The sequence below is a fragment of the Corynebacterium sp. LaCa_23 genome (assembly GCF_058182375.1).
In genome coordinates this window covers 1,822,117-1,847,600 of the sequence record NZ_CP190825.1, presented here as the reverse complement: position 1 = coordinate 1,847,600, position 25,484 = coordinate 1,822,117, and the positions used below count along the sequence as shown (strand labels likewise).

Here is a 25,484-nt window from a genome sequence, read left to right as displayed (position 1 = left end):
GTGAAATACGTCGTTGTTTTAGGCACCGCGCAATACGATGGCCGCCCCTCCCGCATCCTAGCCGGGCGCCTGCGCCATGCCGGGGAGCTGGCCACCTCCCGCGGTCTGCCGGTGATTACCGTGGGCGGCCAGCTGCCCGGGGATCGGTTTACCGAGGCCGGGGTTGCCCGCGATTACCTGCGCGAGCATTTCCCTGGGCTGCAGGTATCCGCCGTGGAGGAGGGCCTCGATACGCGTGAGTCCTTAGCTGCGGTTATCGATGCCCACGGGCTTGCCGATGCCATCATCGTCACCGATCCCTTGCACAGGTTGCGCACGTGGGTCATCGCTAAGCAGGAAGGACTCAACGCCCACGTTTCCGGCACGCCCTATTATCCCGCCCGGCGCTTTTCCAAGCCCTGGTGGCGCTACCTCGCACACGAATGCGGCGGGCTGTTTTATATTGGGCTCGCCAGCATCGTTTCTCCCCAGTGCGCGCGTGCCTGGAAAAGGCGCCTGTACCGCATCGAGCTGATGCTGCGGCCGAATCAGAAGCTGCGGCACGAAACGATGCAAAATAAAGACGCAGACCGCACGCTGGGGGAATAGACTAAAACGCCGTGTCTTACTCTTATGCTGCAGCTGATTTTGCCCGGCTGGCCGAAGAACGGCCCAAGGGATCCATGATTAGCGATATCGAAGAACACCGCGGGGTATTCTCCCGCGACCGCGCCCGCGTCTTGCACTCGGCTGCGCTGCGGCGATTGGCGGATAAAACCCAGGTCGTAGGCCCACGTGATGGCGATACCCCGCGCACGCGGCTTACCCACTCGCTCGAGGTTGGCCAGATTGCCCGCGGCATCGGCGCCGGCCTCGGCCTCGATCCGGATCTCTGTGACATGGCTGGGCTTACCCACGATATCGGCCACCCGCCCTATGGGCACAATGGCGAAAATGCGCTCAATGAAGTTGCGCAGGGCGGTTTCGAGGGAAATGCGCAAACGCTGCGCATCCTGACCCGGCTCGAGCCCAAAGTCCTCGTCGAAGACGCCGATGGCACCGCCCACAGCTTTGGTCTCAACCTCACCCGCGCCGCGCTCGATGGCGCGTGCAAATATCCTTGGACCAAGACCAATCCGGATGGCACCATCAACCGGAAATACGGCGCCTATGATGAGGATGCGGACCTTTTAGCGTGGCTGCGCGAAGGCCATACCGATAAGCGAAAATGCATCGAAGCCCAGGTCATGGACTGGTCCGATGATATTGCCTATTCCGTGCACGACGTGGAAGACGGCATCATCTCCCAGCGCATTTCCTTGAACGTGTTGTGGGATTTGGTGGAACTAGCCCACCTTGCAGAAAAGGGCGCCGAGGCCTTTGGCGGAACCGCCGATGAACTCTTGGAAGCCGCCGATAGCCTGCGCAACCTCGATGTCATCAATGCCCTTGGTAATTTCAACTACACCCTGCGCGATTATGCCAAGCTGAAAAAGATGACCTCTGAGCTGGTAGGGCGCTACGTGGGTGCCACTATTGGCGCGACCTCGGAGGCGAATGCCGAACTCATCAGCGCCAATACGCTCGGCCGCATGCACGGTGACCTGCGCGTTCCGCCCTTGGCACAAGCAGAGGTCAAGCTCTTAAAGACGATTGCAGTGCTTTATGTGATGGATGAACCAGCGCACCTGGCCCGCCAAGACCGTCAGCGAGAGCGCATCTACCGCGTCTACGACTACCTCGTCGCCGGTGCGCCCGGTTCGCTCGATGCCGCCTTCCGCCTGTGGTGGGAGCAGGCCGATACCGATGCCGCCCGCGACCGCGCCATCGTTGACCAGATCGCCTCCATGACCGAATCCCGCCTGGAGCGGCTGGCCCGGCGCAGCGCTGACCTTTCGGGCTTCTTGGATTAATGGTTAAACGGGCTGGGTGGCCCCTTCGGAGGAGCTTGGGCGCGGCCTTTCTCTAAAAGTGCAACCTCCGCTGCTATTTTTGAGGCGGAAAAGTGATAACTGAGGGCGCGCGATGCTCAGTTATTGCAGAGGACCTATAGCATCTGCGGAATGTCCGCATCTGCGGGGCACCAGCATCCTCAGAGCTCCAGCATCCGCGGACTAGCTATTAGCGGGCGAGCCTAACGCCTTCATCCTGGACAACGGCGGCGATGGCCGCGAAGTCATCCAATTCCATTTCCATGTTGGCAGCCACGATGGTGGATATTTCATTCTCACGCAGGAAGTTAGCTAGATCCTCTAGGCCGCGCGGGCCACAATCCACACATCCATGGGTGCGTCCTAAGGCATTGAAGAAATCCGTACGGGTACGGATGGGTTCCGTAATTAAAATGCGGTGCACTATTAATCCTCTGCGTCCGGGATAGAACAGAATGTTTGGTAATGGTCGTCGGTGTAGTACCACACATCGGGGTCGGTTTCGGTGCCGCCGCCGGTGACGATGCGCCTCGAACCGCGATGGTTACTGCCAGGGGTTTCTACCGTGTACTCGCGGTAGTAGTCCTGCGCCTGCTGGGGGAGGACGCCTTCATAATTGCCAAAATGGGAATTGTCATTGTCGGGGTAGTCATAGGGGCCGCCGGCCAGAATATCGTCTGCGGTTTCTTCGGCCTCGCTGGGAAGGGAAGAAATAGCGCAGGTCTCATCCGTCGACGTTGCATCCTCGTTACCGCCGAGGTCGAAGCCGAAGTAGCTAGCGCCTGCGACGATGGCGAGTCCACCAAGGGCCACTGGAAGCGATTTCTTAGACGCTTTGGACTTGGACATGCTCCCTATTGTTGCAGGAACTATCTCGAAAACATAAACGTCCACCGCGTCAAGAGCAATATCCAAAATTGCCCCGTTCCGGGGGTGGGAATACCGGGGGGAGAGGCCGCCCCACATGTGGGTAAAACACGGTGATTCTGTGTACTTGCTAACCGGCGCGGTCCAATGCGACCATCCTGGCTTTGGCAGTTAAGCATCCGATATATGGGCGGGGTAGTCTGTAGCCATGGCAAAGGGCAGAATTCCGGACAGTGATATCCAAGCTATCCGTGAACGCGCGCCTTTAGAAGAAATCGTGGGCGAATATGTGCAGCTCAAACCTGCTGGGCACGATTCTTTGAAGGGATTGAGCCCCTTCAAAGATGAAAAGACGCCGTCCTTCCACGTCCGCCCGCAGCGCGGTTATTATCACTGCTTTTCCACCGGTAAAGGCGGCGATGTATTTAGCTTCCTAATGGAGATGGAACAGGTCTCTTTTCCTGAGGCCGTGGAAGCCGTGGCGCAGAAGATTGGCTACCACATTAATTACCAGGGCGGCTCGACCGGTGCCCGCCATGAGAAGCCGGGTACTAGGCAGCGGCTCATCGCGGCGAATAAGGCGGTGCACGAGTTCTACCGGAAGCAGCTGGAAACCCCAGAGGCGGCAACGGCGCGCAATTTTTTGCTGGACCGCGGGTTTAGCCGCGAGGTTATTTATGATTTCGAGTGTGGCTACGCTCCGGAAGGTTGGGACACCGCCACAAAGCACCTGTTGCGCATGGGCTTTTCCTTTGAGGAGTTAGAGGCAGCCGGCATTTCCAAGATGGGCAAGCGCGGTCCCATTGACCGTTTTCACCGCCGCTTGTTGTGGCCCATTAAGGATCTTTCCGGCAACGTTATTGGCTTTGGCGCGCGCAAGCTCTTTGATGATGACAAGCTGGGCAAATACATGAATACGCCCGAGACCATGCTTTATCACAAGTCTAAGGTGCTCTTCGGGCTGGATTTGGCCAAGCGCAATATCGCAGAAGGCCACCAGGCCGTGGTGGTGGAAGGCTATACGGATGTGATGGCCATGTACGCGGCAGGCATTAAGACTGCCGTGGCTTCGTGCGGTACGGCCTTTGGTGGGGAGCACCTGCAGGTGCTGCGCCGGCTCATGCTGGATGATTCCTATTTCCACGGCGAGCTCATCTACACCTTTGACGGTGATGAAGCGGGGCAGAAGGCCGCGATGCGTGCCTTTGACGGCGAGCAGAAATTTACCGGACAATCTTTTGTTTCCGTGGCACCAGATGGCATGGACCCGTGCGATCTGCGCTTGGAAAAAGGCGATGCCGCGGTGCGCGACTTGGTGGCAGACCGCATCCCCATGTTTGAGTTTGTCATTCAGTCAGTCATTGCTGATTTCCGGATCGATACTGCCGAGGGTCGCTTGCAGGCCTTGCGGCGGGCGGTGCCCATCGTCGCGCAGATCCGGGACCAGCCCCTGCAGCGCGAATACGCCCGCCGGCTTGCCGGCTGGGTGGGCTGGAACGATCCGGAAGAGGTGCTGCGCCAAGTGCGCGCGGAGGCGAAGAAGCCGAAGACGGCAGACAAGCCGACGATTCGCCGCTTTGAAAATGCCCAGCCACAGCCGGCGCAGCAAGACGTGCCGATGATCCAACCGCCCAGCCCGAAGGAGACCCATCTGTGGCCGCAGCGGGAGGCGCTGAAATTGGCCTTGCAGATGCCGGAGGTCGTTGGCTCGTACTTTGATGGCATTACTGCCGATGCCTATACCAACGACGCCTATCGCATCGTGCGCCAAGCGATTTCCGCCGTGGGCGGGGCAGAAAAGGGTGCCACCATGTCCGGGGTGGATTGGATTGCCGCCGTTGCCGGGGAAATGCAGGATCTGACGGGGAGGAATTTCGTTTCCGAGTTGGCAGTTGAGGCCATCTTGCCCACGGACGTGGGCGCGGAAAAATATGCGGACTCGGTGCTCTCGCGGCTGCAGGAAACCGTCGTGGGTGATCAGATTGCGCAGCTGAAGGCCCAGTTGGGCCGGATGCGGCCTACCGATGATGAGGCCGGCTATAACTCCCTGTTCGCGGACCTGATTGCCTTGGAACAGGCCCGCCGCGAGCTCAATGACCGCGCCTTTCGCGGCACCCCGGGCATATAAAATCCCCGGGCAGGCACTCGGACGCTAGTTCAGGTGCTGCGCGGGGAGGGGGTTAGCGCGGAAGGGCTTTAATCCTCATCCGGCTCATAGATGCGATCGGCTTGCGGGGTTTGGTCGCCCCGAATTTTTCCTTTTCCACGGCGCTTTTCAGAAAGGTCGTGGATTTCGCGCATGCGTGGCTCTGGATCCAGGCGGTTGGCTACCATCTTGCGCGCGGAGCGCACCGCGGACTTGGTGGCGGGGGAGTTGACGGTCTTTTGGTAGGCGCTTTTCATCTGGTGGTAGCGCTTGCGGCCCGCCTTGGTGCCAAATACGTACCCTGCGGCGGCGCCAAAGACGAATTGGATCATTATTGACTAAGTCCCCTTAAAATCATGCGAGCAAAGTTCCACTCCAGCTTACAGCGAAGTGCGGTGTCGTTGTCGGGTTATCCACCGCACCCCTCATCTACCCCTTATTCTCTTTTTCCTTTCCCCTAACCTTCATTCGCGCTACGTTAAGGAAATGAAGTATTCCATGCGGGCAGGTAGGGACTCGGCGATGGCCTCAGCTGCGGCTTCGGCCGTGGCCCTAGCCGCGCTGGTTACTGCCAGCATCGCGGCGGGCGAGCCCAACGCGGATGGCGCCCTGGTGCAGCGCCCGGTGGGGGATTACGGCAGCAGCGAATAGCGCTTGTGGAGGCTAGACTGCCTCAACGATGGCGGCAAGGCCCTGGCCGCCGCCGATGCACATGGTAACCAGCGCGCGCTTGCCACCGGTGCGGCGCAGGTGGTGCGCGGCGGTAACCACGATGCGGGCACCGGTCGCGCCCACCGGGTGGCCCAGTGAGATGCCGGATCCGTTGGGGTTGAAGCGGGGGTCTTCGGGCGAGATCCCCCACTGATCTAGTACCGCGAGGGCTTGGGCGGCAAATGCCTCATTGAGCTCGATGAGGTCGAGGTCATCGAAGGTGAGATCGAGGCGGTCCATGACCTTGCGGGTTGCCTCAACCGGTGCGATGCCCATGCGCTCTGGTTCCACGCCGGCAAGCGCCCAGCCCTTCAATACCACCATCGGCTCGAGACCGAGCTCGTCGGCCTTTTCGCGGGTGGTAACGAGTACGGCGGCGGCGCCGTCGTTTTGGCCGGAGGCGTTACCTGCGGTCACCGTGGCCTCGTCATCCTGCTTGCCCATTACCGGGCGCAGCTTGGATAGCTTTTCCACGCTGGAATCGGCGCGCACGTGTTCATCCTTGTCCACGATGATGGGTTCCCCCTTGCGTTGGGGAACGGAGACGGGGACGATCTCGGCATCGAAAAGCGACTGCTCTTGCGCGCGGGCGGCGTTGTGGTGGGAGCGCACCGCAAGCTCATCTTGGTCCTCGCGCGCCAGGGAGCGCTCGCGACGGAGGTTCTCGGCGGTTTCGATCATGCCGCTGGGGATGGGGTGGTTTTTACCACCGGCGGTTTCGCGGGCTTCCTGGAGGCGATCGCGAAAGACCATGTTTCCACCCTTCGCACCCCAGCGAATATCGCCGTCCACGGTGTACTCGGTACGCGACATGGATTCGGCGCCGCCGGCGATGACCACCTCGGCCGCGCCGGTAGCAACGTGAGCGGCGGCGGTCACGATGGCTTGCAGGCCGGAGCCGCAGCGACGGTCGAGCTGCATGCCGGTAACGGAGACGGGCAGGCCAGCATCGAGTGCGGCGACGCGGCCGAGGGCCGGTGCAGCACCGTTGGGGGAAGCTTGGCCGAGGATAATGTCATCGATGACGTTTGGGTCGATGCCGGATTCTTCCACGATGGTGGACACCACCAGGCTGGCCAGATCCTGGACGGGGACGGATTTGAGCGCGCCGCCGTAACGACCGACTGGGGTGCGCTTGGGGTAACACAGGACAACGTCTTGGGTATTCATGGATTCTCCTTAGGAAATTTCGGTGGTAGTGAGATCGTGGGAAATGGCCGCGCACGTAGTGAGAAGCTCCGGGAGGATCTGCGCGGTGAGATCTTGGGTGGAATACACGGAGGTCTGGGTGGAAATGTTAATGGCCGCCACAGCGCGCCCAGTGCGATCCCGGATGGGAACGGCGATGGAGCGCAGGCCGATTTCAAGCTCTTGGTCCACGATGACCCAGCCGCGCCGCCGCACCTCACCGAGCCTGGCCCGCAGCGCGTCCTGGGATACCAGGGTATGCGGGGTGACCTGTTCGAGCGGGGCGGTGGTGGCGAAATATTCATCTAGCTCCGCCGGTGTTAAGTCAGCGAGTAGCACCTGGCCCATGGATGTGGCGTGCGCTGGGAAGCGGGTACCGATGGTGATATTGGTGGACATGATGCGGTGTGCTGCGGCGCGCGCGATATAGACAACGGTGTCGCGGTCGAGCACGCTGACGGAGCAGGACTCATCGAGTTTGGTGGATAACTCCCTCAAATGGGGTTGGGAAATATCCGGCAGTCCCAAGCTCGATAGATACGAATAGCCCAGTTCCAAAACGCGCGGGGTGAGCCAAAAAACTGAGCCATCGGTGCGGGCATAACCTTCTGCGACAAGCGTGTGTAGAAAGCGGCGGGCGGTGGCACGTGCTAGGCCTGTGACCTCGGCAACCTGGGCCAATGTCTGCCGCGGTCGTTCGCCATTAAACGAGTGAATGACATTGAGTCCGCGGGCTAGAGATTGCACTACGGGGGTATCTGCCACGGTGTGTCCTCCAAGGTATTTTTAGGGTTAAGTGGCCCAGGTCTCTTAAGTGTACCCGATTATGTTCGCATTCTGAACCCTTGTGCTGTCTGTGAACCGCACGTAGTCTAAGGCCCATGTTGAATAAAGTCATAGCCTCAGTAGAGGAGGCCGTCGCGGATATCCCGGACGGTTCCTCCATCGCGGTGGGCGGATTCGGCCTTGTGGGTATCCCAGCGCAGCTCATTGCCGCGCTGCGTTCTCAAGGCGCGAGCGACCTCACCATCATTTCCAATAACCTCGGTACGGACGATTTCGGCCTGGGCTTGCTGCTCAAGGATCACCGCATCTCCCGCTCCATCGGTTCCTACCTGGGAACCAATAAGGAATACGCGCGCCAGTACCTCGAGGGCGAGCTTACCGTCGAATTTACCCCGCAGGGCACCCTGGCTGAGCGCATGCGCGCCGGTGGCGCGGGCATTCCGGCCTTCTACACCAAGGCTGGCGTGGGCACGCCGCTTGCCGATGGCGATATCCCCACCCGCTACAACCCCGACGGCACCATCGCGGAGACCTCCGCACCGAAGGAAACCCGCGAGTTCAACGGCGAGCTCTACGTCATGGAAGAAGCCCTTACCCCGGACTTCGCCTTCGTTCATGCCGCCCGCGCGGACCGCTTTGGCAACCTTGCCTTTAATAAGACCGCCCAGAACTTCAACCCGGACGCGGCCAAGTCCGCCGATATCACCATCGTGCAAGCGGAGCAGCTGGTTGAAGCGGTTCCGCCCGCAGAGGTGGATGTGCCCGGAATCTACGTGGACCGCGTAGTGGAAGTGGGCAAACAAGAAACCGGAATCGAATTCAGGACGGTGAGCAAGTAATGACCTGGTCACGCGAAGAAATGGCGGCACGCGCCGCACAAGAACTGGACAATGGTGACTACGTCAACCTGGGCATCGGCATGCCGACGCTCATCCCGGGCTACCTGCCAGAGGGCCGCGAGGTGGTCCTGCACTCTGAGAACGGAATCTTGGGCGTTGGTGCCTATCCCGAAGAGGACAAGGTGGATCCGGAGCTCATCAACGCCGGTAAAGAAACCATTACCGAAGCCCCAGGTGCATCCTTCTTCTCCTCGTCCGAGTCTTTTGCCATGATCCGCTCCCGAGCCATCGACGTCGCGGTGCTCGGTGCAATGGAGGTATCCCAGTTCGGCGACCTGGCCAACTGGATGATCCCCGGCAAGATGGTCAAGGGCATGGGCGGTGCGATGGACCTGGTGCACGGCGCCAAGCGCATCGTGGTGATGATGCAGCACGTATCCAAGCACGGCGATTCCAAGATCCTGGCGGAGTGCCAGCTGCCGCTGACCGGCGCTCGCTGTGTGGATCTCATCATCACCGACCGCGCCGTATTCACCGTGGACGAGCTGGAGGGCCTGACGCTTATCGAGGTCGCCGAGGGCGAAACCGAGGAGTCCATCCGCGAGGTCACGGACGCACCCTTTAAAGTAGCGCTCGACTAATTAGTTATGGACGTGAAAAATCGCCGCTTCCCGAGAAAGACTGGGAAGCGGCGATTTAGTGTTTCGCGGGTGGATTAGACATCGCGCAGGTCCACGCCCTTGGTTTCAGGCAGGATGTACATGCTGACAAGCGTGAGTATGCACAGTGCGACGACGTAGAAGCCAGAAGCCCAAGTAAGGCCGTGGGCTACGAACCACTGGTAAATATACGGTGCGGTACCGCCAAAGACGGCGACGGACAGCGAGTAGGCCAGGCCGATGCTGCGGGTGCGCTGAGCGGTGGGGAAGACCTCGGACATGATGGAGGACAACAGGGCGCCGCCGGCGGCGACGATGACCACGCCGACGGTGGAGGCCACCAGCAGGGTCCAGGGGCGATCATCGATGAAGTTCATCAGTGGAATCTGCAGAACGGCTAGACCAATGGCGCAGATATAAATGACGGGCTTGCGGCCGATTTTATCGGACAGGCTGCCCCATAGCGGTAGGGCAATGAGACCGGCGGTCTGTGCGGCCACGGTGACCCAATATGCGCCCTGGGTGGACATGCCTTCGTGGCTAATGGCGTAGGTGGAAACATAGGAGGTCCATGTGTAGTGCGCGGCCGTAACACCGGAGACCATACCCACGACGAGCAAGATATTCTGCCATGCCGGGCGAACAACCGAGGCAGGCTTTTGCGAATTCACGGACTTCTTGGGGCGCTTCGGGGCCTCAACGGTGGGCTCGGCGCTATCGATTTCCTGGAAGTGATCGGATTCCTTCATGTGGCGGCGCAGGTACAACGCGATCAGCGCAGCTACGGCACCCAAGAGGAACGGAATGCGCCAGCCCCAAGCACCAATCTGCTCGTCCGTCAGGACCAGCGAAATGCCGCCGCCCAAGACGTAGGCGATGACCGAGCCGCCGAAGATGGAGACATAGACCATAGAACCCCAGCGGCCGCGGTGGGCGTTCGGGGCGATCTCAGGGATGTAGCTATTGGCGGCTGCGGATTCACCACCGTGTGCAAAGCCTTGCAGCACGCGGATGAAGAGCAGGCCGACAGAAGCCCAGATGCCAATGGATTCGTAGGTGGGCAGCAAACCGATGAGGACCGAGGCGCTAGCCATCATGATGATGGTGGTCATCAAGACGGTTTTGCGGCCGCGCTGGTCGGCGATGCGGCCAAAGATGATGCCGCCCAGCGGGCGGACCAAGAAGCCGACGGCGAAGACACCGAAGGTGGCAAGCAGTGCGGAGGCGGTATCGCCCTTGTCGAACATCGCCGCGGCGATGAACGGGGCGAAGACCGCATAGGAGCTCCACTCGTACCATTCCAGGACCTGGCCGGTCAGGCTGGCTGCGAGGGATTTGCGGTCCGTTTTTGTCGCGCCCGATGACTTAGTGGGCGTGGGGCTCGGCGGGGCGGTAGAAGTCATTGTTCCTCCTAGGTATGGGTCCGAAATATTGAGGAAGATATTACGCACATCACACTTCGCTTAGGCCGCGATGTAAGCCATGAGAAGCGCAGCGCGGCTGGGGCAGATTTAGTTACTGGCTGGAAACTGCATGTCGTCCACCACTTTTCGGGGGAAAGGTCCATAAAAATTCGCTGTTCGCTAGGTGAACTACAGTGCGCACTGTGACCCCGTATAGGGGTATTTGTATAAATTCTTTGCCGTAACGAGCTTGGAATTCGCAGGAAAAGGTCATTTTTGGCCAGAATTCCGGCGCTGAAAATTTAGGTGTGGTGTAGCGTGTGAGCCACGACACGGAAGGTTTTCGAAGAGTCTTGAACCACCAAAGTGACCCGTCACTGTGAACCAACCGAGTCTTTCCGGAGCCACACCCTAAGGAGGGATTTATGACTGCTCTTAGTCCCGAGGAACTAAGCACAGAAGGCCTCGCCGAAATCATGGCCGCGGGCGGACGCCCGGCCGATAGCGAGCGCAAGATCAACATCATCGATACCACCCTGCGTGATGCGCACCAGAGCATCTGGGCCACCCGCATGACCACGAGCCACATCTTGTCGCTGTTGGATGACATCACCAACGCTGGTTTCGAGCACGTGGACTTGGTAGCGCCCATCCAGTTCGACGTGTCCGTGCGCTACCTCAAGGAAGACCCGTGGGAGCGCGTTCGCCTCGTCCACGAGAACGCCGCGCCGGGCACCAAGTTCCGCGCCCTGATTCGCTCCAAGAACCTGGCTTCCTTCGACTTCCTGCCGGATGATGCCATCTTGAACTGGACCGAGCGACTCTACGCCAATGGCTTCCGTGTGATCGGCTCCTTCGATGGCTTGAATGACATCGACAACATCGACCAGGGCCTCAAGCTGGCCAAGGAACTCGGAGCTGAAACCTTCGGCGCATTGTCCTACTGCTTGAGCCCGGTGCACACCGATGACTTGTACAAGCGGAAGGCCACGGAGCTGCTCGAGCGCACCGATGTGGACCGCATCATGCTAAAGGACGCCGGCGGCCTGCTTACTCCGGACCGTTTGAAGACCCTCATCCCGGCGATCCGCAGCTCCATCGGTGACGTACCGCTCGAGGTACACACCCACTCGCTGACCGGACTGTCCCCGCTGACCTACCTCTACGCAGCGGAATTGGGCGTGGATTCTATCCACACCTCCATCGCCCCGCTGGCCAATGGCCCGGGACAACCAGCCACCCAGGCCGTGGTGCGCGACCTTCGCGCACTGGGCTACACGGTGGACGTTGACGATGAGCGCATCGATTCCGCCAGCGAGCGCATTCAGGAAATCGCCGATACGGAAGATAAGCCGGTAGGCGTTCCGCGCGCATTCGATGGCCTGCACTACATGCACCAGCTGCCAGGCGGCATGCTTACCAACTTCGAATCCCAGCTGGAAACCGCTGGGTTGGGTGACCGCTTCGAAGAGCTGCTGTACGAGGTCGCACGCGTGCGCGAAGAGCTCGCATACCCCATCATGATTACGCCGTTCGCCCAGTTCGTGGGCACCCAGGCCGTCATGAACGTGATGACCGGTGACCGTTACTCCGTGGTCCCGAACGAGATTAAGAAGTACGCCTTGGGTTACTACGGTGAGCCGCTCGCCCCGCTGGATCCAGACGTGCTGGAGAAGATCATGACCAACGGTTCCTCCGAAATTACGGAGGAAATCCCAGAGCTCAAGCCGGTTCTGCCGGATCTCAAGGAAGCTCACCCGGACGAAGACATCGACACCCTGTTGCTGCGCGTGATGTTCGCCGGCAGCCAGGTCGATGAGATGAAGCGCTTCGTGGCCGAAGGCCGCGGCGGCGAGGGTGAAGGCGTCAAGGGCGGCGTTCTTACCTCCCTGGTACAGCAAATCTACGACTCTTCCGATACCACCGACTTCCACCTCAAGACTTCCGACTTGGAAATCAACCTCACCAAAGGAGAAAAGTAACCATGACTGATTCCACCAACTTGCACGACCTGAAGTCCCTGCTGAAGTGGGCTAACCTTTCTGATGATATCCAAGAGCTGCAGATTAAGTACGGCGACGTCGAGCTCGCGATGTCCCGCACCCCAGGCGGCTTGAACCGCCCGGCACCGGCCCAGGAAGCCGCTCCGGCCGCAGCACCAGCACAGGAAGCAGCCCCGGAGGCCGCACCGGCCCCGGCAGCTGAGCCAGAGTCCAAGCCTGCTCCTGCCCAGGAGGAAGCTCCAAAGGAAGAGCCACAGACCTCCGGCGAGCCGTCTGCAGAGGGCGAAACCGTTAAGGCTCCTATGGTCGGTACCTTCTACGCCGCTCCGAAGCCGGGCGCAGATCCCTTCGTTAAGGTCGGCGACGAAGTTGAGGTTGGCCAGGTGCTGTGCATCGTTGAGGTTATGAAGCTGATGAACAACATCGAGTCCAAGGTTGCCGGCACCGTGAAAGAAATCCTCGTTGATAATGAGGACGCCGTGGAGCACGGCCAGCCCATCATGGTCATCCAGCCGAAGTAATCGATCTGGAGGAAATTATGTCAGATCTATTAGGTAGCGTGCTCATTGCTAACCGCGGTGAGATTGCGCTTCGCATCATTCGCGCCTGCAAGGAATTGGGCATCAAGTCCATCCTTACTTATTCCGAAGGCGATAAGGACTCCTTGCCGGTAAAGCTCGCCGATCAAGCAGTATGCATCGGCCCGGCGAATGTTTCCAAGAGCTACAACAGCCCCGAGCTGGTCATCTCCGCAGCCATGGCGTACAAGGCGGATGCCATTCACCCGGGCTACGGCTTCTTGTCCGAAAAGCCGGACTTTGTCCGCATGGTGGAAGAAGAAGAGATCGGCTTTGTTGGCCCTTCGGCCGAGCACATCGGCTTGATGGGTGACAAGATCGCGGCCAAGCGCATCGCTAAGTCCGCCGGTGTTCCCACCGTGCCGGGCTCCGACGGCGTGGTCACCGAGTTCGACGAGGCCCTGGAGGTTGCCCATAACACCGGCTTCCCGCTGCTGATTAAGGCTGCCGCCGGTGGTGGTGGTCGCGGTATGCGCGTCGTGGAATCCGAGGACACGCTGGAAAAGGATCTCAACGAGATCATGAACGAGGCAGAGTCCGCGTTCAATGACCCGTCGGTCTACATCGAGCGCTTCTTGACGGATATCCGCCACATTGAGATCCAGGTGCTGGCCGATGGCGAAAATGCCGTCGCCCTGGGCGAGCGCGACTGCACCTCGCAGCGCCGCAACCAGAAGCTCATTGAGGAAGGCCCTTCGCCGGTGCTGACCGATGAGCTGCGCCAGGAGATGCAGGAAGCCGCGATTAACCTGTGTAAAGAGGTGAAGTACAAGAATGCCGGAACCATCGAGTTCGTCTTCGATAACACCGAAGACAAGTTCTACTTCATCGAGATGAACACCCGCATCCAGGTGGAGCACCCCGTTACGGAGATGATCACCGGTGTGGACCTCATCAAGGAGCAGCTGCGCATTGCCTCCGGGCAGAAGCTCTCCATCACCCAGGATGATGTGGAGATTCGTGGCCACGCCATCGAGTGCCGCATCAACGCCGAGGATCCGAACCAGAACTTCGCTCCGCGGCCGGGCAAGATCGAGCACTACCGCGTGCCAGGTGGCTTCGGGGTGCGCATGGATACCCATATCGAAACGGGCTACACCATCCCGCCGTTCTATGACTCCATGGTGGGCAAGCTCATCGTGTGGGCAGAAGACCGCGATGAGGCCATTACTCGCATGCTGCGCGCCATCGACGAGCTGCAGGTAGACGGCGTTGTCACCACGGCGCCATTCCAGGCCATGCTGCTTGATAGCGAGAAGTTCCGCAGTGGCGAGTTCAACACTGGCTACGTTGCCAAGCTGCTGGAAGGTACCGATTCCATCCCTACGGATGACTAAACTCGGCTCCTTCTAGCGAGAGAGTGCAGGTTCCGCTTTTGCCGGCCTGCACTCTTTTGCATTTTTAAGGATCTCAAATTACATCTCTATGTCACGCCTAGTCCCAGGCTTTGCTTAGACCCATACGTGTGGGGAAGGAAAAACAATGTTGGTTATTGCCGCCATGCTGGTCGGCGCCATCGTGCCGGCGCAAACGGCCATTAATACTCGTCTGCGCGAGTCCGTGGGCTCGCCCATCGCCGCCGGGTTCTTCTCCTTCATTATCGGCTTTGCTGTCTCCGCCATCCTCGCGCTGATAGTCACCGGTGACGCGATACCGGACCTGGCGCTGGCGGCCGCGCAACCGTGGTGGGTGTGGCTCGGCGGCTTTATGGGCGTGGCCTTCATCGTGGGAAATATCCTGCTCTTCCCGCGCATCGGCAGCGTAGAAACCGTCATCCTGCCCATCCTGGGACAGGTGACGATGGGCCTTATTTATGATCTGACCGGCCTTTTTGAATCCCCCTTGGTTCCCGTCGGCCCGCTGCGCATCCTCGGCGCCCTCATCGTGGTGGGCGGCATCGCCTTGGTGCTAGAAATCGGCCGGGGCGCTGCCACCACGCGCGCGCAAGCCACCGGGCTTTCGCTGTGGCTGTGGCGGGTTTTCGGCGTGCTCATTGGCATGGGCTCTGCCACCCAAACCGCCGTCAACGGCTACCTGGGAGGCGTGTTGCACAGCCCCATGCCCGCCAGCGTCATTTCCCTGGGCGTCGGCGTGATCCTGTTGGCCCTGCTCACCGTAGGCTGGAAGGCGCCCCGCCGCGCCCTTTTGAGCGGCATCGCCCCAGGTCCCTGGTGGATGTGGCTCGGCGGTGTGCTCGGCGCGCTCTTTGTGGTTGGCGGCGCGACGCTGTCGCCCATGATCGGCACTGGCACGACGGTCATCGGCTCGCTGGTGGGCTCAATCATTTGTGGCCAGGTCATTGAATCGCTGGGCTGGGGCAATGCCAAGCGCGGCCTGCCGCCGGTCCACCGCATCATCGGCTTGGTCTTGGTCATCATCGGCGTGATTATGGTGCGCGCCCTTTAGAGCTGTGCCGCGCTTGCCGATGCCCCCTTCTTTCCCCCTTCGCTCCCACTCCCGGCCAGGGTGGGGGAGCGAAGGGTTATTGCCGCCAGCGCTCTAAGGTGAGCTTGGGGCTTAGTGCGCGGGAGACGCATGGCGCGAAGGCGCCCTCGGCATACATTTGCGCGTCATAGACGGAATCGCGGTGATCTGGTTCGCCCTCGACCACGCGCATCAGGCAGGTGCTGCACGTGCCTTCCAGGCAGCGCGATTTTACGGGCAGATCGAGATCCTCGAGGACCTCTAGGACCGTCTTATTTTCTGGGATTTCTACCGTCTCGCCGCAAAATTCCACCTCGAACGGACCGTCGCCGGCCCCGGCGTTTTTCTCACCGGATAGCGCTTGGAGATCGGGGTGGAAGTTCTCCCAGTGAAAGGCATGCTCGGGCAGGTAGTCGAGCGCGATTTCTTTGGCGGAATCCATAAATCCTTGCGGGCCGCAGACATAAAAGGCCGTCTCCTTTGGCGCCTGGCCCAGCAGGTGCCGGTAGATATCCGCCTGTTTGTCGCGCGGGCGGCCGAAGACCTCAATGGGCTTATCGCCGCAGGTCTCGCGCAATTGCTCGAGCAGTACCGCGTGGTGCCTATCGCGCGCGAAAAAGAGCACGAGATACGGCTTGTTCTCGCGCTCGAGGGATTGGGCCATAGAGAGCATGGGGGTAATGCCCACTCCGGCCCCAACTAGGACGTAGTAGCCGGCGTCTGCCACGAGCTCGAAGTTATTGAATGCCTGCGAAATCTTAAAGCTATCCCCGCGGCGCAGTTTGAGCATCGCAATCGAGCCACCCGTGGAGTTTTTCTCCCGCTTTACCGCGACTCCATACGTTGGCCGTTCCTGTTGGCCAGCAGCAGGGGAAGAGGCACCGGCCATCTAAAAAACCGAGTACTGGCGGGTAAGCATCTCACCGTTAGCTCCCGGGAGGGTGATATCGACGTGGCAGCCGGGGGAGTATTTAGCAAGCGGAGCACCACCGTCCAGCGAAAACTCGATGACCGCAAGGTCATCGGCTACGGCGGTGACGTTGTGCACCGTGGCGGTGGTGGAGGGGGCATCGGCAAGCTGGGGCGCGGGTTGAGAAGGAGAACTAGGCATAGGGGTGAATAGACCTCACTTTCGTGACTGTAGTTCAGCGCCAATCCACTGTATGTAATGCACGTCATGGTACAGCCTGTAGCGAGATCCAGGGTACAAACGCGTTCGCATAGCGGACGGATGTGCGCCTAGTACACCTATATGGGGTGAGTAGGCAGAAGGCTTGCAAAATCTGCCAAGATGGCCATTTTTGGTATTTACGCAGGAGGGGATAGGTGCTGTGAAGGCGGGCGTAGTAGCGGCGTTGGCGGCCAGAACTTTCCCAGAAAATTGGATTCAAAATTCATTGCAGTTGCAAGCAAAGTCTCTATAGGCTTACGGGCACAGCTAAATGGTGAACTACACCACATAAACAGGAAATGTGTGTGGTGCGGCACCAAGATTGGAAAGGTTGTTTACTCCCCATGACTGCTCCTACTGATACTCGGACGGAACCAAAGGTTCTGCCCATGTCCGATAATCCCTATGAGGATTTCCGTTACTTCTATCGCGATGGCATGGACCTGCGACCGGCGCCGAAGCGCCGCGTGGACAAGCCCGGCTGGTCCACCCTGCGCCACAATATTTTTGACCACTGGCACACCGTTCATGATGAGTGGGAAGGCTACGACACCCAGCAGACTCGTTTGCTCGATGATCACATGTGGCAAACCGATGAACTGGGTGCCGCGTTGGCAGAATCCTTCCGCCGCGATGGCGCGAAGGAATCGCGAGCAAAGTTCGAGCAGGCGCTGAATGAAGGAATCGAGACCGTCGAGGATCCATCGCCTGAATTGGTTGCCTTCTTCGAGCAGGTCGATAACATCCCAGACTGGATCGACCTTGAAGCCGCCGAGCGCGGGCGCGTTGCCTACTACAACGCCACCCCGAGCGCGGATCTTCTCACCTTCAACTTTGGCTACTGGGCCACCACCATGGAAGACCGCACCTCTGCGGCCACCGGTGAGACGGGCATGTTTGAGTTCAAGGCCATGCAGCGCGCGCTGGAGACCTCCAAGTTCTTCGTGGACCTGGGCAAACAAGACGTCTTTGACCGCTTTGGCGAAGGCCGCAAGGCCGCAGTCCACGTCCGCTTGCTGCACGCCCAGGCCAACCGCGGGCTGGAAAAGCTTTGGGGCAAGGAGCACTACAACGAATTCGGTCGGCCGATTGGCTCTAGCTTCTTGGTCTCCGGTGAGGGTTGGTTCGCGCTCATGCCACTGGCCATCGACGAGCTTTTCGGGCGCCCGCACTCTGGCCAGGACTGGGACGATGTCGCCCAATACTGGGCATATGTGCTGTACATGATGGGCGGCGAAGAACGCATCATCCCCAAGACCGGCGATGAAATGCGCAAGATGACCGATTTCATTTACGCAAACGGCGGGTGTTCTTCCTCGTACCACCAGCGAGTGGCTACGGCCCTGATGTCCATCGTGGAACAGATGAACCCGGACCTTCCATTGGAGATGCTGGGTTCGCTGGCCACGTTGGTGGGAGAAGAAGACACCAAATTCATGGTGGAAGGAACCCGCTGGGCCGATATGGACTTTTCCCAGGCAGCCAAAGACTTCGAAGCCAAGGCACGCGCGGAGGCACAAGAAGCCCGCGAAGCCGATGAAAAACCTGGTGCGGAGGAATACAAAAAGCACAACGCCGCGCAAGGTCGCCCGCTGTGGATCAATGCCTTGGAGGAAGTGCAAGAGCACATCAACAACCATGAGCCTGACGTCAAGGCCGAGTGGACCCTGCACGATGACTCCAAGGAAGCCCGCCGGAACTAGCCGCTGCGCCCACAGCTAGTTATCAAGGCCTAATAATAAGGAAGGGAATGAAATAATGACTGCTCCCACAGATACGTCTGAGGCTGCCAACACGTCGCAGGTGGAACCAAAGGTTCTGCCCATGTCCGATAATCCCTATGAGGATTTCCGCTACTTCTACCGCGATGGCATGGACCTGCGCCCGGCGCCGAAGCGCCGCACCGCGGCCCCAGGCTGGTCCGAGCTGCGACACAATATCTTCGATTCCTGGCACACCGTCGAAGATGAATGGTCTGGCTACGATAGCCTGCAGACCAAGCTTCTTGATGACCACATGTGGCAGACCGATGAGACCGGTGAAAAGCTGGCGCAGGCCTTCCGCCGCGATGGTGCCAAGGAATCGCGCGCCAAGTTTGAGCAGGCTCTCAACCACGGCATCGAAACGGTAGAGGACCCTGCGCCGGAGCTGGTGGACTTCTTCAAAGAGGTAGACCGCATTCCGGAGTGGCTGGATCTTGAGGCCGCAGAGCGCGGCCGCGTGGCCTACTACAACGTCACGCGCACCTCAGAGGTTCTGGCTATTGCCTTTGCGTATTGGGCTACCACCATGGAAGACCGCACATCGGCGGCCACGGGCGAGACCGGGATGTTCGAGTTCAAGGCCATGCAGCGCTCCATTGAAACGGCGCAATTCTTCACTGACTTGGGCAAGAAGGACGTCTTCGACCGCTTCGGTGAAGGCCGCAAGGCCGCCGTGCGCGTGCGCCTGCTGCATTCCCAGGCCAATCGCGGCTTGGAGAAGATGTGGGGCAAGGAGCACTACAACGAATTCGGCCGGCCGATTGGCTCCAGCTTCCTGGTCTCCGGTGAGGGCTGGTTCGGGATGATGCCGCTGGCCATCGACGAGCGCTTTGGCCGCCCGCACTCCGGTCAGGACTGGGACGATGTGGCCCAGTACTGGGGATACATTCTTTATATGATGGGTGCCGAAGAGCGCCTCATCCCCAAGACCGGCGATGAAATGCGCAAGATGACCGATTTCATCTACGCCAATGGCGGGTATTCCTCCACCTACCACGAGCGCGTGGCCACCGCCTTGATGAGCATTCTAGAAACCATCCACCCGCTGGTCCCCAAGATGGCACTCGGTGCGCTGACCACCATTTGCGGCGTGGAAGATACGAAATTCATGGTTAAGGGCACGCGCTGGGAAAAGGTGAACTACAAGCCGTGGGCCATCCTGTACCGAGGTGCCGCGCGGGCAGAAGCCAAGGTTGCCCGCCTGCGGGACAAGCTGCCGGGTGCGCAAAAGGCAAAGATTAAGCGTGCCAATAAGAATAAGCCGCCATGGTCCGATGTCACCGCGGTGATTAAGGCGCACATCGCGAAAAACGAGCCCGAGACCAAGTCCGATTACACGCTGCACGATGACTCTAAAGAAGCTCGCAGCTAACCCATCCCCATAACATTCTCAGAGGAGAACACCATGACTAACACTATGTCCCTAGGCACCGTCGGCGAGTGGCCTGCCGGCCGCGGCGATAAGGATGAATTCATCGCCACTTTTGGTCAAGAGCGCGCGGACCGCTACCACGAGGCTTTTTGGAAGATGGACCCGGTGGCTGATGCGCTGTTTACCAGCGGCCACACCGTCAAGGAAATCATGCCTAACCTGCGCGATGCCCTTGCCCGCGGTACCGCCAACGAGGACACCTTCCCAGAGGTTGCCGCCCTTATTGAGGACATGACCAAGGCACTTGACGGCATCGATGCCGAGAAGCTCGAGCGCGGCCGCCGCGTCTACCTGTCCATCCCGCCGCTTAGCCACGGCTTGGCGCTGGGCCCAGGCTCGCTGGTCCACACCTATTCCACCCCGGCGATCGCGGACCTGCTGGTCAACACCGGTGAGCTTACCGATGGCGCCGTCAAGCGCCTTGCCTACACCACCAACTGGACCTATTCGCTCTACCTGCCGGATGCGCTGCAACCCGGCGGCGAAGGCTTCATCCACACCGGCATGGTGCGCGCCATCCACGCCCACGTGCGGCGCGTGCACACCCGCAAGGAGCTGGACTACTCCCACTACGGCGCACCGATCAGCGAGTTCGACATGCTGCGCACCTGGTTCGACTTCACTTATATTCCATACGCCGGCTTGCGCAATATGGGCTGGAAGCTTACCGCGGAAGAAGAGAAGGACGCGTTCTACCTGTGGAAGATTGCCGGGCGCATGCTGGGTATTTCTGCGGACCTTTTTGAAGGCGAAGATGGGGTAGAGGCCTCCCAGGAGACCATGGATGCTATCCACACCGTCGACGGCGAGATCAATGAATCGGCCCGCAAGCTTGTCGATGCCCTCATGGACGGCTTCGTCGTCAACGCCAAGGAGCTTACGGGCATGCCCGATGACACCTTGGCGGACTGGACCGCCGCGCACGTGCGCATCATTCACGGCGATGAGGTCGCCGATGCCTGCGGCGTGGCCGACTCCGTCATGCGCCCCATCCTGCAAATGGAGGCACCGCTGGTGCAGGAGCGCTTTGACCTCCTCCGCCAAGACTCGGAGGCGCTCGAGGCGGAAATCCAGAAGAACGAGGAGGCGGTGCGCCAGATGCTCACTCGCGATGCCACCTATATGAAGCAGGATGAGGGCATCAAGATGAAAGATGGCTCGGTCGTCGCGGCCTCCTAAAACAAATCACCCACTTTCATGGGTGACACGTCACTAGAACTTTAAGTACTCTTGTGGCAGGCGCACACAGATTGTGTTCGCCGCCACATTAGTTCCAAGAATCCACTTAGAAAGGGATCCAATAATGTCCAAGGATTTTGCGGTAACTAACCCCGCTACCAATGAAGTAGTAGAGAAATTCGACACCTTTAGCGATGAGCAGATCCAAGAGGCTCTGGCTAAGTCCAACGAGGCTTTCCAGACCTGGCGCGAGACTCCCATTGAGGAGCGCGCCAAGATTGTGTCCCGCGCAGCGGAGCTGCTCAAGGAGCGCAAGGGCGAGCTGGCCAAGATTGCCGCACAGGAGATGGGTAAGTCCACCCCAGAAGGCGAGTGGGAAATTAACTTCTCCGGCGATATTCTGCAGTTCTACGCAGACAACGCCCCAGAGCACAACAAGGACCAGCCGGTTGACGTGCCCGGCGGCAAGGCCACCCTGCGCCGTCTGCCCATTGGTACCCTGCTGGGCATCATGCCGTGGAACTACCCCTTCTACCAGGTCGCCCGCTTCGCCGGACCGAACCTGATGAACGGCAACTGCATCATCTTGAAGCACGCCGAAATTACCCCGAAGTCTGCTGCAGCCATCGAGGAGATCTTCCGCGAGGCTGGCCTGCCGGAGGGCGTGTACATCAACGTATACGCCGACCACAAGCAGATTGAAGAGATCATCGGGGACAAGCGCGTCCAGGGCGTATCCCTGACCGGTTCCGAGCGCGCCGGTGCCGCTGTGGCTGAGATCGCCGGCCGCAACCTGAAGAAGGTTGTGCTGGAGCTTGGCGGCACCGACCCCTACATCATCCTGGATGCAGCCGATGTCACCAAGGCTGCCGAGGAAGCTTGGGTCAAGCGCATCGAGAACGTTGGCCAGGCTTGCACCTCCAACAAGCGCATCATCGTCATGGAAGACATCTACGATGAGTTCGTCGATGAAATGGTCCGCATTGCTGAGGGCATGAAGCAGGCTGACCCAACTCAGCCGGGCGAGAACCAGTACTACCCAATGTCCTCCCGCGAAGCAGCAGAGAACTTGGACAAGCAGGTCAAGAACGCTGTGGACAACGGCGCTAAGGTCCGCACCGGCGGCAACCTGCACGAGACCGCAGCATACTACGAGCCGACCGTGCTTACCGATGTCCCAGTCGGTTCCGACTCCTACTACGAAGAGTTCTTCGGCCCAGTAGCAGAGATCTACAAGGTCTCCTCTGAAAAGGAAGCCGTAGAGCTGGCTAACAACTCCAACTACGGCCTGGGCGGTGCCGTCTTCTCCGATGACACCGAGCGCGCCACCAAGGTTGCTGACCAGATCGAGACCGGCATGATTCACGTCAACCTGGGCCAGTACTTCTCCCCAGTACTGCCATTCGGTGGCGTCAAGAACTCCGGCTTCGGCCGCGAGCTCTCCGTCTTCGCGCTGGACGAGTTCGTGAACAAGCAGTACCTCTACATCAACGACTAATTACTCGTTGAGGCTCGCTCAGCGCTTCCTGCGCCAGCAGCGAGCGCATAGAGTGCAGTAGGAAAGGGGCCTAGCCATTCAAAGGCTAGGCCCCTTTCGCTGCCCGCAGTGCTGGTTGCCCCACCGCGATTTTCGGAACCCCCGGCCTGAACTCAAGCTGTGTCGCGCATACGAGAAATCCCGCTCAGCGCGATGCTGGGCGGGATGTACTGTGCTCCTCCAACTGGGCTCGAACCAGTGACCCTTCGATTAACAGTCGAATGCTCTGCCAACTGAGCTATGGAGGAATATCCATGTTGTACTTCGAACGTGCCGTTCTCTGTGCAACGAGAATTAACTATATAGGCTAACGCCGTTTTCACACAAATCGCCTGGTTAGCCGGAAAAATGAGAAGCTCAACGAGGGGCGAGGCGGGAGGCATCGGAAAGCGTATGGCCTGTGTATTCCTGTGTGGGAAGCGCCGCCTGGAGCCTGGCCGAGGTTGGCCAATTTCCTCTTTTCCTGAACACCGTTCAATACGTCCGGTACCCTCAGATTATGACTTATTTCTCAGTGCGAATGCGGTCTGATTCTGCAGGCCAGCACATTTCGGGAGCAGAGCGAATCGTCAGGGAACACGAGGTTCCAGCAGTCTGTGCGGCGCTATCCGAGCGTGCTTTGGCACACCCGAAGGGAATGGCGGAAAATACCTTCATCACCGTGGAGGCTTTGGCCGAGTCCGATATTCTGCACGTCCCTTCCGTAGGAGTAAAAGAAGAAGCGGTACAATCGCCCTCGCAGGCTAGGGAAGTCATCGAGGAACTATTGCGCCCCATGACCGCTCATTCCCAGGTAGTCATTGAAGAGACGTTTACCGCCAGGAATATGCGCGGTGCGATGCTCATTGCGGCCGATACGGGCATGCGCTGTGAACCAGACGCACAGCGCGGCGTCCGCGTGAGCCACATGGACGCGCACAACGCTCAAGACGCGGATTTTAAAGGCAAGGACGCGGCCCGTGAAGCCATCGTTTTGGCGAGCAAGGTTGCCGCGCATCCCGACGTTCTAGCAGAAGTCTGTGTGTCGGATGACCCGGCCTATACCACCGGTTACGTCTGCATAGATGGCACGTATCACCGCCTTCCGCACATTAAAGAACCTGGATCGGATGAGGGGGCACGGGCCTTCATTATCAAACCGGGAGCCGATATTGACGCGTTGATTGATTATTTGGAAAACCGCGCCGTACTCGTGGATTTTGGGGCAGAAAAGTGAACGAGATCCTAGAAGAAGTCGCATCTGCGCGCCTGGATAAGTGGCGAGAAGACGGCCTGTGGCGCAGCCCTTCGGTCTTTGAAAGTGGGCAAGTGCCGGAAAGCTCCTTGCGGACGGCCGCCGGGAAGACAGTCCAAGACGCGGTGCTCTTTAGCTCGTCGAATTACCTAGGCCTGGCAGAGCATCCGGAGATTAAAAACGCCGTAAAGGACAGCGTTGATCACTACGGCGCAGGCTCAGGTGGCTCGCGTTTGACCACCGGTACGTCTGATCTACACGTTGCGGTAGAAGCCGCTGCGGCCCAGCTGACTGGGTATCCAGACTCGGTATTCTTTGCCACCGGGTACCAAGCCAATCTATCGACGTTGCAGGCGTTGGCCTCGCCCGAGCTCACCATTATTTCTGATGCGCGCAACCACGCCAGCATTATCGATGGCTGCCGGCTCGCAAAGGCGAGTGGTGCCTCCCTCGTCGTCACGGCGCACCGCGATACCTGCGCTGTGGAAGATGCCTTGGCTACCAGGACCACCAAGTATGCCTTGGTTATTACCGATGGCCTCTTTTCCATGGACGGGGTGCTCGCGCCCTTGCCTGAGCTATCGCGATTGGCGCGTGATTACGGCGCCTGGCTTATGGTCGATGATGCTCACTCGTTTGGCGCCGTCGGCGACCGCGGCCTTGGCTTGCCAGAATATTTCGGCGTTCAGCCCGATATCCAACTTATTACCGCTAGCAAGGCGCTTGGTGCTGAAGGCGGGCTCGTTGCAACGAGTAAGCCGGTGGCGCAGCTCTTGCGGCAACAAGCCCGGTCCTTTGTATTTTCTACCTCGCCCACGCCAGCCACCTCTGCCGCCGTGCTCGCGGCGTTAAAGCTCATTGAGTCTGATCCCAGTCTGGTTAGCCAACTGCAGGACAATATTGCTTATTGGCACAAAGCACGCGGTACTACGCCACAGCAAGGGCCCATTATTCCCGTGCACGTGGGCGATGAGGCTGCCGCGATGGACGCTAGCGCTGCATTGCTTGACCGTGGATTTATAGTCCCGGCAATCCGGTGGCCAACTGTTGCACGTGGCGCTGCGATTCTCCGCGTCACCCTCATGGCAACCCATACGCGCGCACAAATCGATGCTCTCTGCACAGAACTTGAACAGTTGGGTTTATAAGTAAATCGCTCGGTGAGTGCGTTCAGAGAGTGGGGCTCTCGTCGCATACACTGGCAGGCGTTATGAGCAGCTTTATCATTGATTATTCGTGGCTCCACGAGCTGGTGCTGTACGGGCGTGACGCTGAGCTGTCCGCTGCAATTACCGGCAACTGGGACATTATTGAAGCCGTGTGGGACTTGGAGGAAAAGCACGCTATAGAAGAGGACTCCAGTTTCTTTGGCGGTGATAATTGGACTGCGCGCTTTGTCTCCGGCCTCGATGATGGCGGTCCCTTGGACGTGGGGCTATTGGACGAAGAAGATACTTCAGTGATGCTCGAGCTCTCCGTTACCGGTGACGATGAAGAGACAATGGAGCACGCGCTTATCGATGCCACCGAGACCATCACCTGGCATTTCTCCGACTGGGGCTTTGAGGACATCGAGTGGACTGCGATGCCTTGAGAAATGGAGACGCCGCCGCAAGGTTTTACTAGCTGAGGGCTCAACAAGTAATCTAACTCG

Annotated in this window: 25 protein-coding genes and 1 tRNA gene; 17 read left to right on the top strand and 9 right to left on the bottom strand. The window is 59.4% G+C overall.

Annotated elements, in window-relative coordinates; translation table 11 throughout:
- Both ACP8IT_RS08815 and ACP8IT_RS08810 read left to right on the top strand, forming a co-directional pair.
- Entirely contained in the window at positions 1–588 is a 588-nt protein-coding gene (locus ACP8IT_RS08815) for a YdcF family protein (protein ID WP_490289934.1), read from the top strand.
- A gap of 11 nt (positions 589–599) precedes the next feature.
- Positions 600–1,892: a deoxyguanosinetriphosphate triphosphohydrolase gene (locus tag ACP8IT_RS08810; protein WP_490289933.1), complete on the top strand. Its 1,293-nt coding sequence runs from the start codon at positions 600–602 to the stop codon at positions 1,890–1,892.
- Positions 1,893–2,100: 208 nt separating this feature from the next.
- Here the strand turns inward: ACP8IT_RS08810 and ACP8IT_RS08805 are convergent, their stop codons facing one another.
- The gene (locus tag ACP8IT_RS08805) at positions 2,101–2,334 is read right to left on the bottom strand and encodes a hypothetical protein (RefSeq protein ID WP_490289932.1); all 234 of its coding nucleotides are present in this window, start codon (positions 2,332–2,334) and stop codon (positions 2,101–2,103) included.
- 2 nt (positions 2,335–2,336) lie between these two features.
- Entirely contained in the window at positions 2,337–2,759 is a 423-nt protein-coding gene (locus tag ACP8IT_RS08800; RefSeq protein WP_284609743.1) for a guanyl-specific ribonuclease, read from the bottom strand.
- A 226-nt stretch (positions 2,760–2,985) separates the two neighbouring features.
- Here ACP8IT_RS08800 and dnaG point away from each other — a divergent pair, with 226 nt between their 5' ends.
- Complete coding sequence (dnaG, locus tag ACP8IT_RS08795) at positions 2,986–4,905, top strand: DNA primase (RefSeq protein WP_490289931.1); 1,920 nt, start codon at positions 2,986–2,988, stop codon at positions 4,903–4,905.
- A gap of 68 nt (positions 4,906–4,973) precedes the next feature.
- Here dnaG and ACP8IT_RS08790 read toward each other — a convergent pair whose 3' ends face one another.
- Positions 4,974–5,255, bottom strand: a complete 282-nt coding sequence (locus ACP8IT_RS08790; RefSeq protein ID WP_023017147.1) for a hypothetical protein — start codon at positions 5,253–5,255, stop codon at positions 4,974–4,976.
- 154 nt (positions 5,256–5,409) lie between these two features.
- Between ACP8IT_RS08790 and ACP8IT_RS08785 the strand changes: the two genes are divergently transcribed.
- On the top strand, positions 5,410–5,574 hold the full coding sequence (locus ACP8IT_RS08785; protein ID WP_005278122.1) for a hypothetical protein: 165 nt from the start codon (positions 5,410–5,412) through the stop codon (positions 5,572–5,574).
- Positions 5,575–5,586: 12 nt separating this feature from the next.
- Here ACP8IT_RS08785 and ACP8IT_RS08780 read toward each other — a convergent pair whose 3' ends face one another.
- Positions 5,587–6,804 (bottom strand): acetyl-CoA C-acetyltransferase, encoded by a 1,218-nt coding sequence (locus ACP8IT_RS08780; protein ID WP_284624377.1) that lies wholly within the window; start codon positions 6,802–6,804, stop codon positions 5,587–5,589.
- A 9-nt stretch (positions 6,805–6,813) separates the two neighbouring features.
- Entirely contained in the window at positions 6,814–7,587 is a 774-nt protein-coding gene (locus ACP8IT_RS08775; protein ID WP_005284145.1) for an IclR family transcriptional regulator domain-containing protein, read from the bottom strand.
- Positions 7,588–7,703: 116 nt separating this feature from the next.
- Between ACP8IT_RS08775 and ACP8IT_RS08770 the strand changes: the two genes are divergently transcribed.
- On the top strand, positions 7,704–8,447 hold the full coding sequence (locus ACP8IT_RS08770) for a CoA transferase subunit A (protein WP_284631118.1): 744 nt from the start codon (positions 7,704–7,706) through the stop codon (positions 8,445–8,447).
- Entirely contained in the window at positions 8,447–9,088 is a 642-nt protein-coding gene (locus ACP8IT_RS08765) for a 3-oxoacid CoA-transferase subunit B (protein ID WP_005278126.1), read from the top strand. The genes ACP8IT_RS08770 and ACP8IT_RS08765 overlap by 1 nt, the downstream gene beginning before the upstream one ends.
- A gap of 74 nt (positions 9,089–9,162) precedes the next feature.
- Here the strand turns inward: ACP8IT_RS08765 and ACP8IT_RS08760 are convergent, their stop codons facing one another.
- A complete protein-coding gene (locus ACP8IT_RS08760) occupies positions 9,163–10,509 on the bottom strand; it encodes an MFS transporter (RefSeq protein WP_284609745.1) in 1,347 nt (448 codons plus the stop codon).
- Between the two features lie 425 nt (positions 10,510–10,934).
- Here ACP8IT_RS08760 and ACP8IT_RS08755 point away from each other — a divergent pair, with 425 nt between their 5' ends.
- The 4 genes from ACP8IT_RS08755 to ACP8IT_RS08740 all read left to right on the top strand — a co-directional run bounded on the left by ACP8IT_RS08755 (position 10,935) and on the right by ACP8IT_RS08740 (position 15,496).
- Positions 10,935–12,491, top strand: coding sequence for a pyruvate carboxylase (locus ACP8IT_RS08755; RefSeq protein ID WP_284631120.1), 1,557 nt, complete (start codon positions 10,935–10,937; stop codon positions 12,489–12,491).
- A 2-nt stretch (positions 12,492–12,493) separates the two neighbouring features.
- Entirely contained in the window at positions 12,494–13,033 is a 540-nt protein-coding gene (gene accB / locus ACP8IT_RS08750; RefSeq protein ID WP_284612728.1) for an acetyl-CoA carboxylase biotin carboxyl carrier protein, read from the top strand.
- A gap of 17 nt (positions 13,034–13,050) precedes the next feature.
- The gene (accC, locus tag ACP8IT_RS08745) at positions 13,051–14,427 is read left to right on the top strand and encodes an acetyl-CoA carboxylase biotin carboxylase subunit (RefSeq protein WP_023029076.1); all 1,377 of its coding nucleotides are present in this window, start codon (positions 13,051–13,053) and stop codon (positions 14,425–14,427) included.
- 145 nt (positions 14,428–14,572) lie between these two features.
- Entirely contained in the window at positions 14,573–15,496 is a 924-nt protein-coding gene (locus ACP8IT_RS08740; RefSeq protein ID WP_490289930.1) for a DMT family transporter, read from the top strand.
- Positions 15,497–15,572: 76 nt separating this feature from the next.
- Here ACP8IT_RS08740 and ACP8IT_RS08735 read toward each other — a convergent pair whose 3' ends face one another.
- Positions 15,573–16,403, bottom strand: a complete 831-nt coding sequence (locus tag ACP8IT_RS08735) for a flavin reductase family protein (protein ID WP_490289929.1) — start codon at positions 16,401–16,403, stop codon at positions 15,573–15,575.
- Positions 16,404–16,625 (bottom strand): hypothetical protein, encoded by a 222-nt coding sequence (locus ACP8IT_RS08730; RefSeq protein WP_490289928.1) that lies wholly within the window; start codon positions 16,623–16,625, stop codon positions 16,404–16,406.
- Between the two features lie 404 nt (positions 16,626–17,029).
- Here ACP8IT_RS08730 and ACP8IT_RS08725 point away from each other — a divergent pair, with 404 nt between their 5' ends.
- The 4 genes from ACP8IT_RS08725 to ACP8IT_RS08710 all read left to right on the top strand — a co-directional run bounded on the left by ACP8IT_RS08725 (position 17,030) and on the right by ACP8IT_RS08710 (position 22,557).
- Positions 17,030–18,388 (top strand): oxygenase MpaB family protein, encoded by a 1,359-nt coding sequence (locus tag ACP8IT_RS08725; protein WP_490289927.1) that lies wholly within the window; start codon positions 17,030–17,032, stop codon positions 18,386–18,388.
- Between the two features lie 55 nt (positions 18,389–18,443).
- Entirely contained in the window at positions 18,444–19,820 is a 1,377-nt protein-coding gene (locus ACP8IT_RS08720) for an oxygenase MpaB family protein (RefSeq protein WP_490289926.1), read from the top strand.
- 33 nt (positions 19,821–19,853) lie between these two features.
- Entirely contained in the window at positions 19,854–21,059 is a 1,206-nt protein-coding gene (locus tag ACP8IT_RS08715) for an oxygenase MpaB family protein (protein ID WP_490289925.1), read from the top strand.
- Positions 21,060–21,183: 124 nt separating this feature from the next.
- A complete protein-coding gene (locus ACP8IT_RS08710; RefSeq protein WP_490289924.1) occupies positions 21,184–22,557 on the top strand; it encodes an NAD-dependent succinate-semialdehyde dehydrogenase in 1,374 nt (457 codons plus the stop codon).
- A gap of 214 nt (positions 22,558–22,771) precedes the next feature.
- Here ACP8IT_RS08710 and ACP8IT_RS08705 read toward each other — a convergent pair.
- A tRNA-Asn gene (locus ACP8IT_RS08705) sits at positions 22,772–22,844 on the bottom strand.
- Between the two features lie 251 nt (positions 22,845–23,095).
- Between ACP8IT_RS08705 and ACP8IT_RS08700 the strand changes: the two genes are divergently transcribed.
- From ACP8IT_RS08700 to ACP8IT_RS08690, 3 genes are all read left to right on the top strand, one after another.
- Complete coding sequence (locus ACP8IT_RS08700; RefSeq protein ID WP_284902026.1) at positions 23,096–23,812, top strand: 6-carboxyhexanoate--CoA ligase; 717 nt, start codon at positions 23,096–23,098, stop codon at positions 23,810–23,812.
- The gene (locus ACP8IT_RS08695) at positions 23,809–24,978 is read left to right on the top strand and encodes an aminotransferase class I/II-fold pyridoxal phosphate-dependent enzyme (RefSeq protein ID WP_284902025.1); all 1,170 of its coding nucleotides are present in this window, start codon (positions 23,809–23,811) and stop codon (positions 24,976–24,978) included. Before ACP8IT_RS08700 ends, ACP8IT_RS08695 begins: the two co-directional genes overlap by 4 nt.
- Positions 24,979–25,040: 62 nt before the next feature.
- Complete coding sequence (locus tag ACP8IT_RS08690) at positions 25,041–25,424, top strand: hypothetical protein (protein WP_005278156.1); 384 nt, start codon at positions 25,041–25,043, stop codon at positions 25,422–25,424.
- Positions 25,425–25,484: the final 60 nt, after the last annotated feature.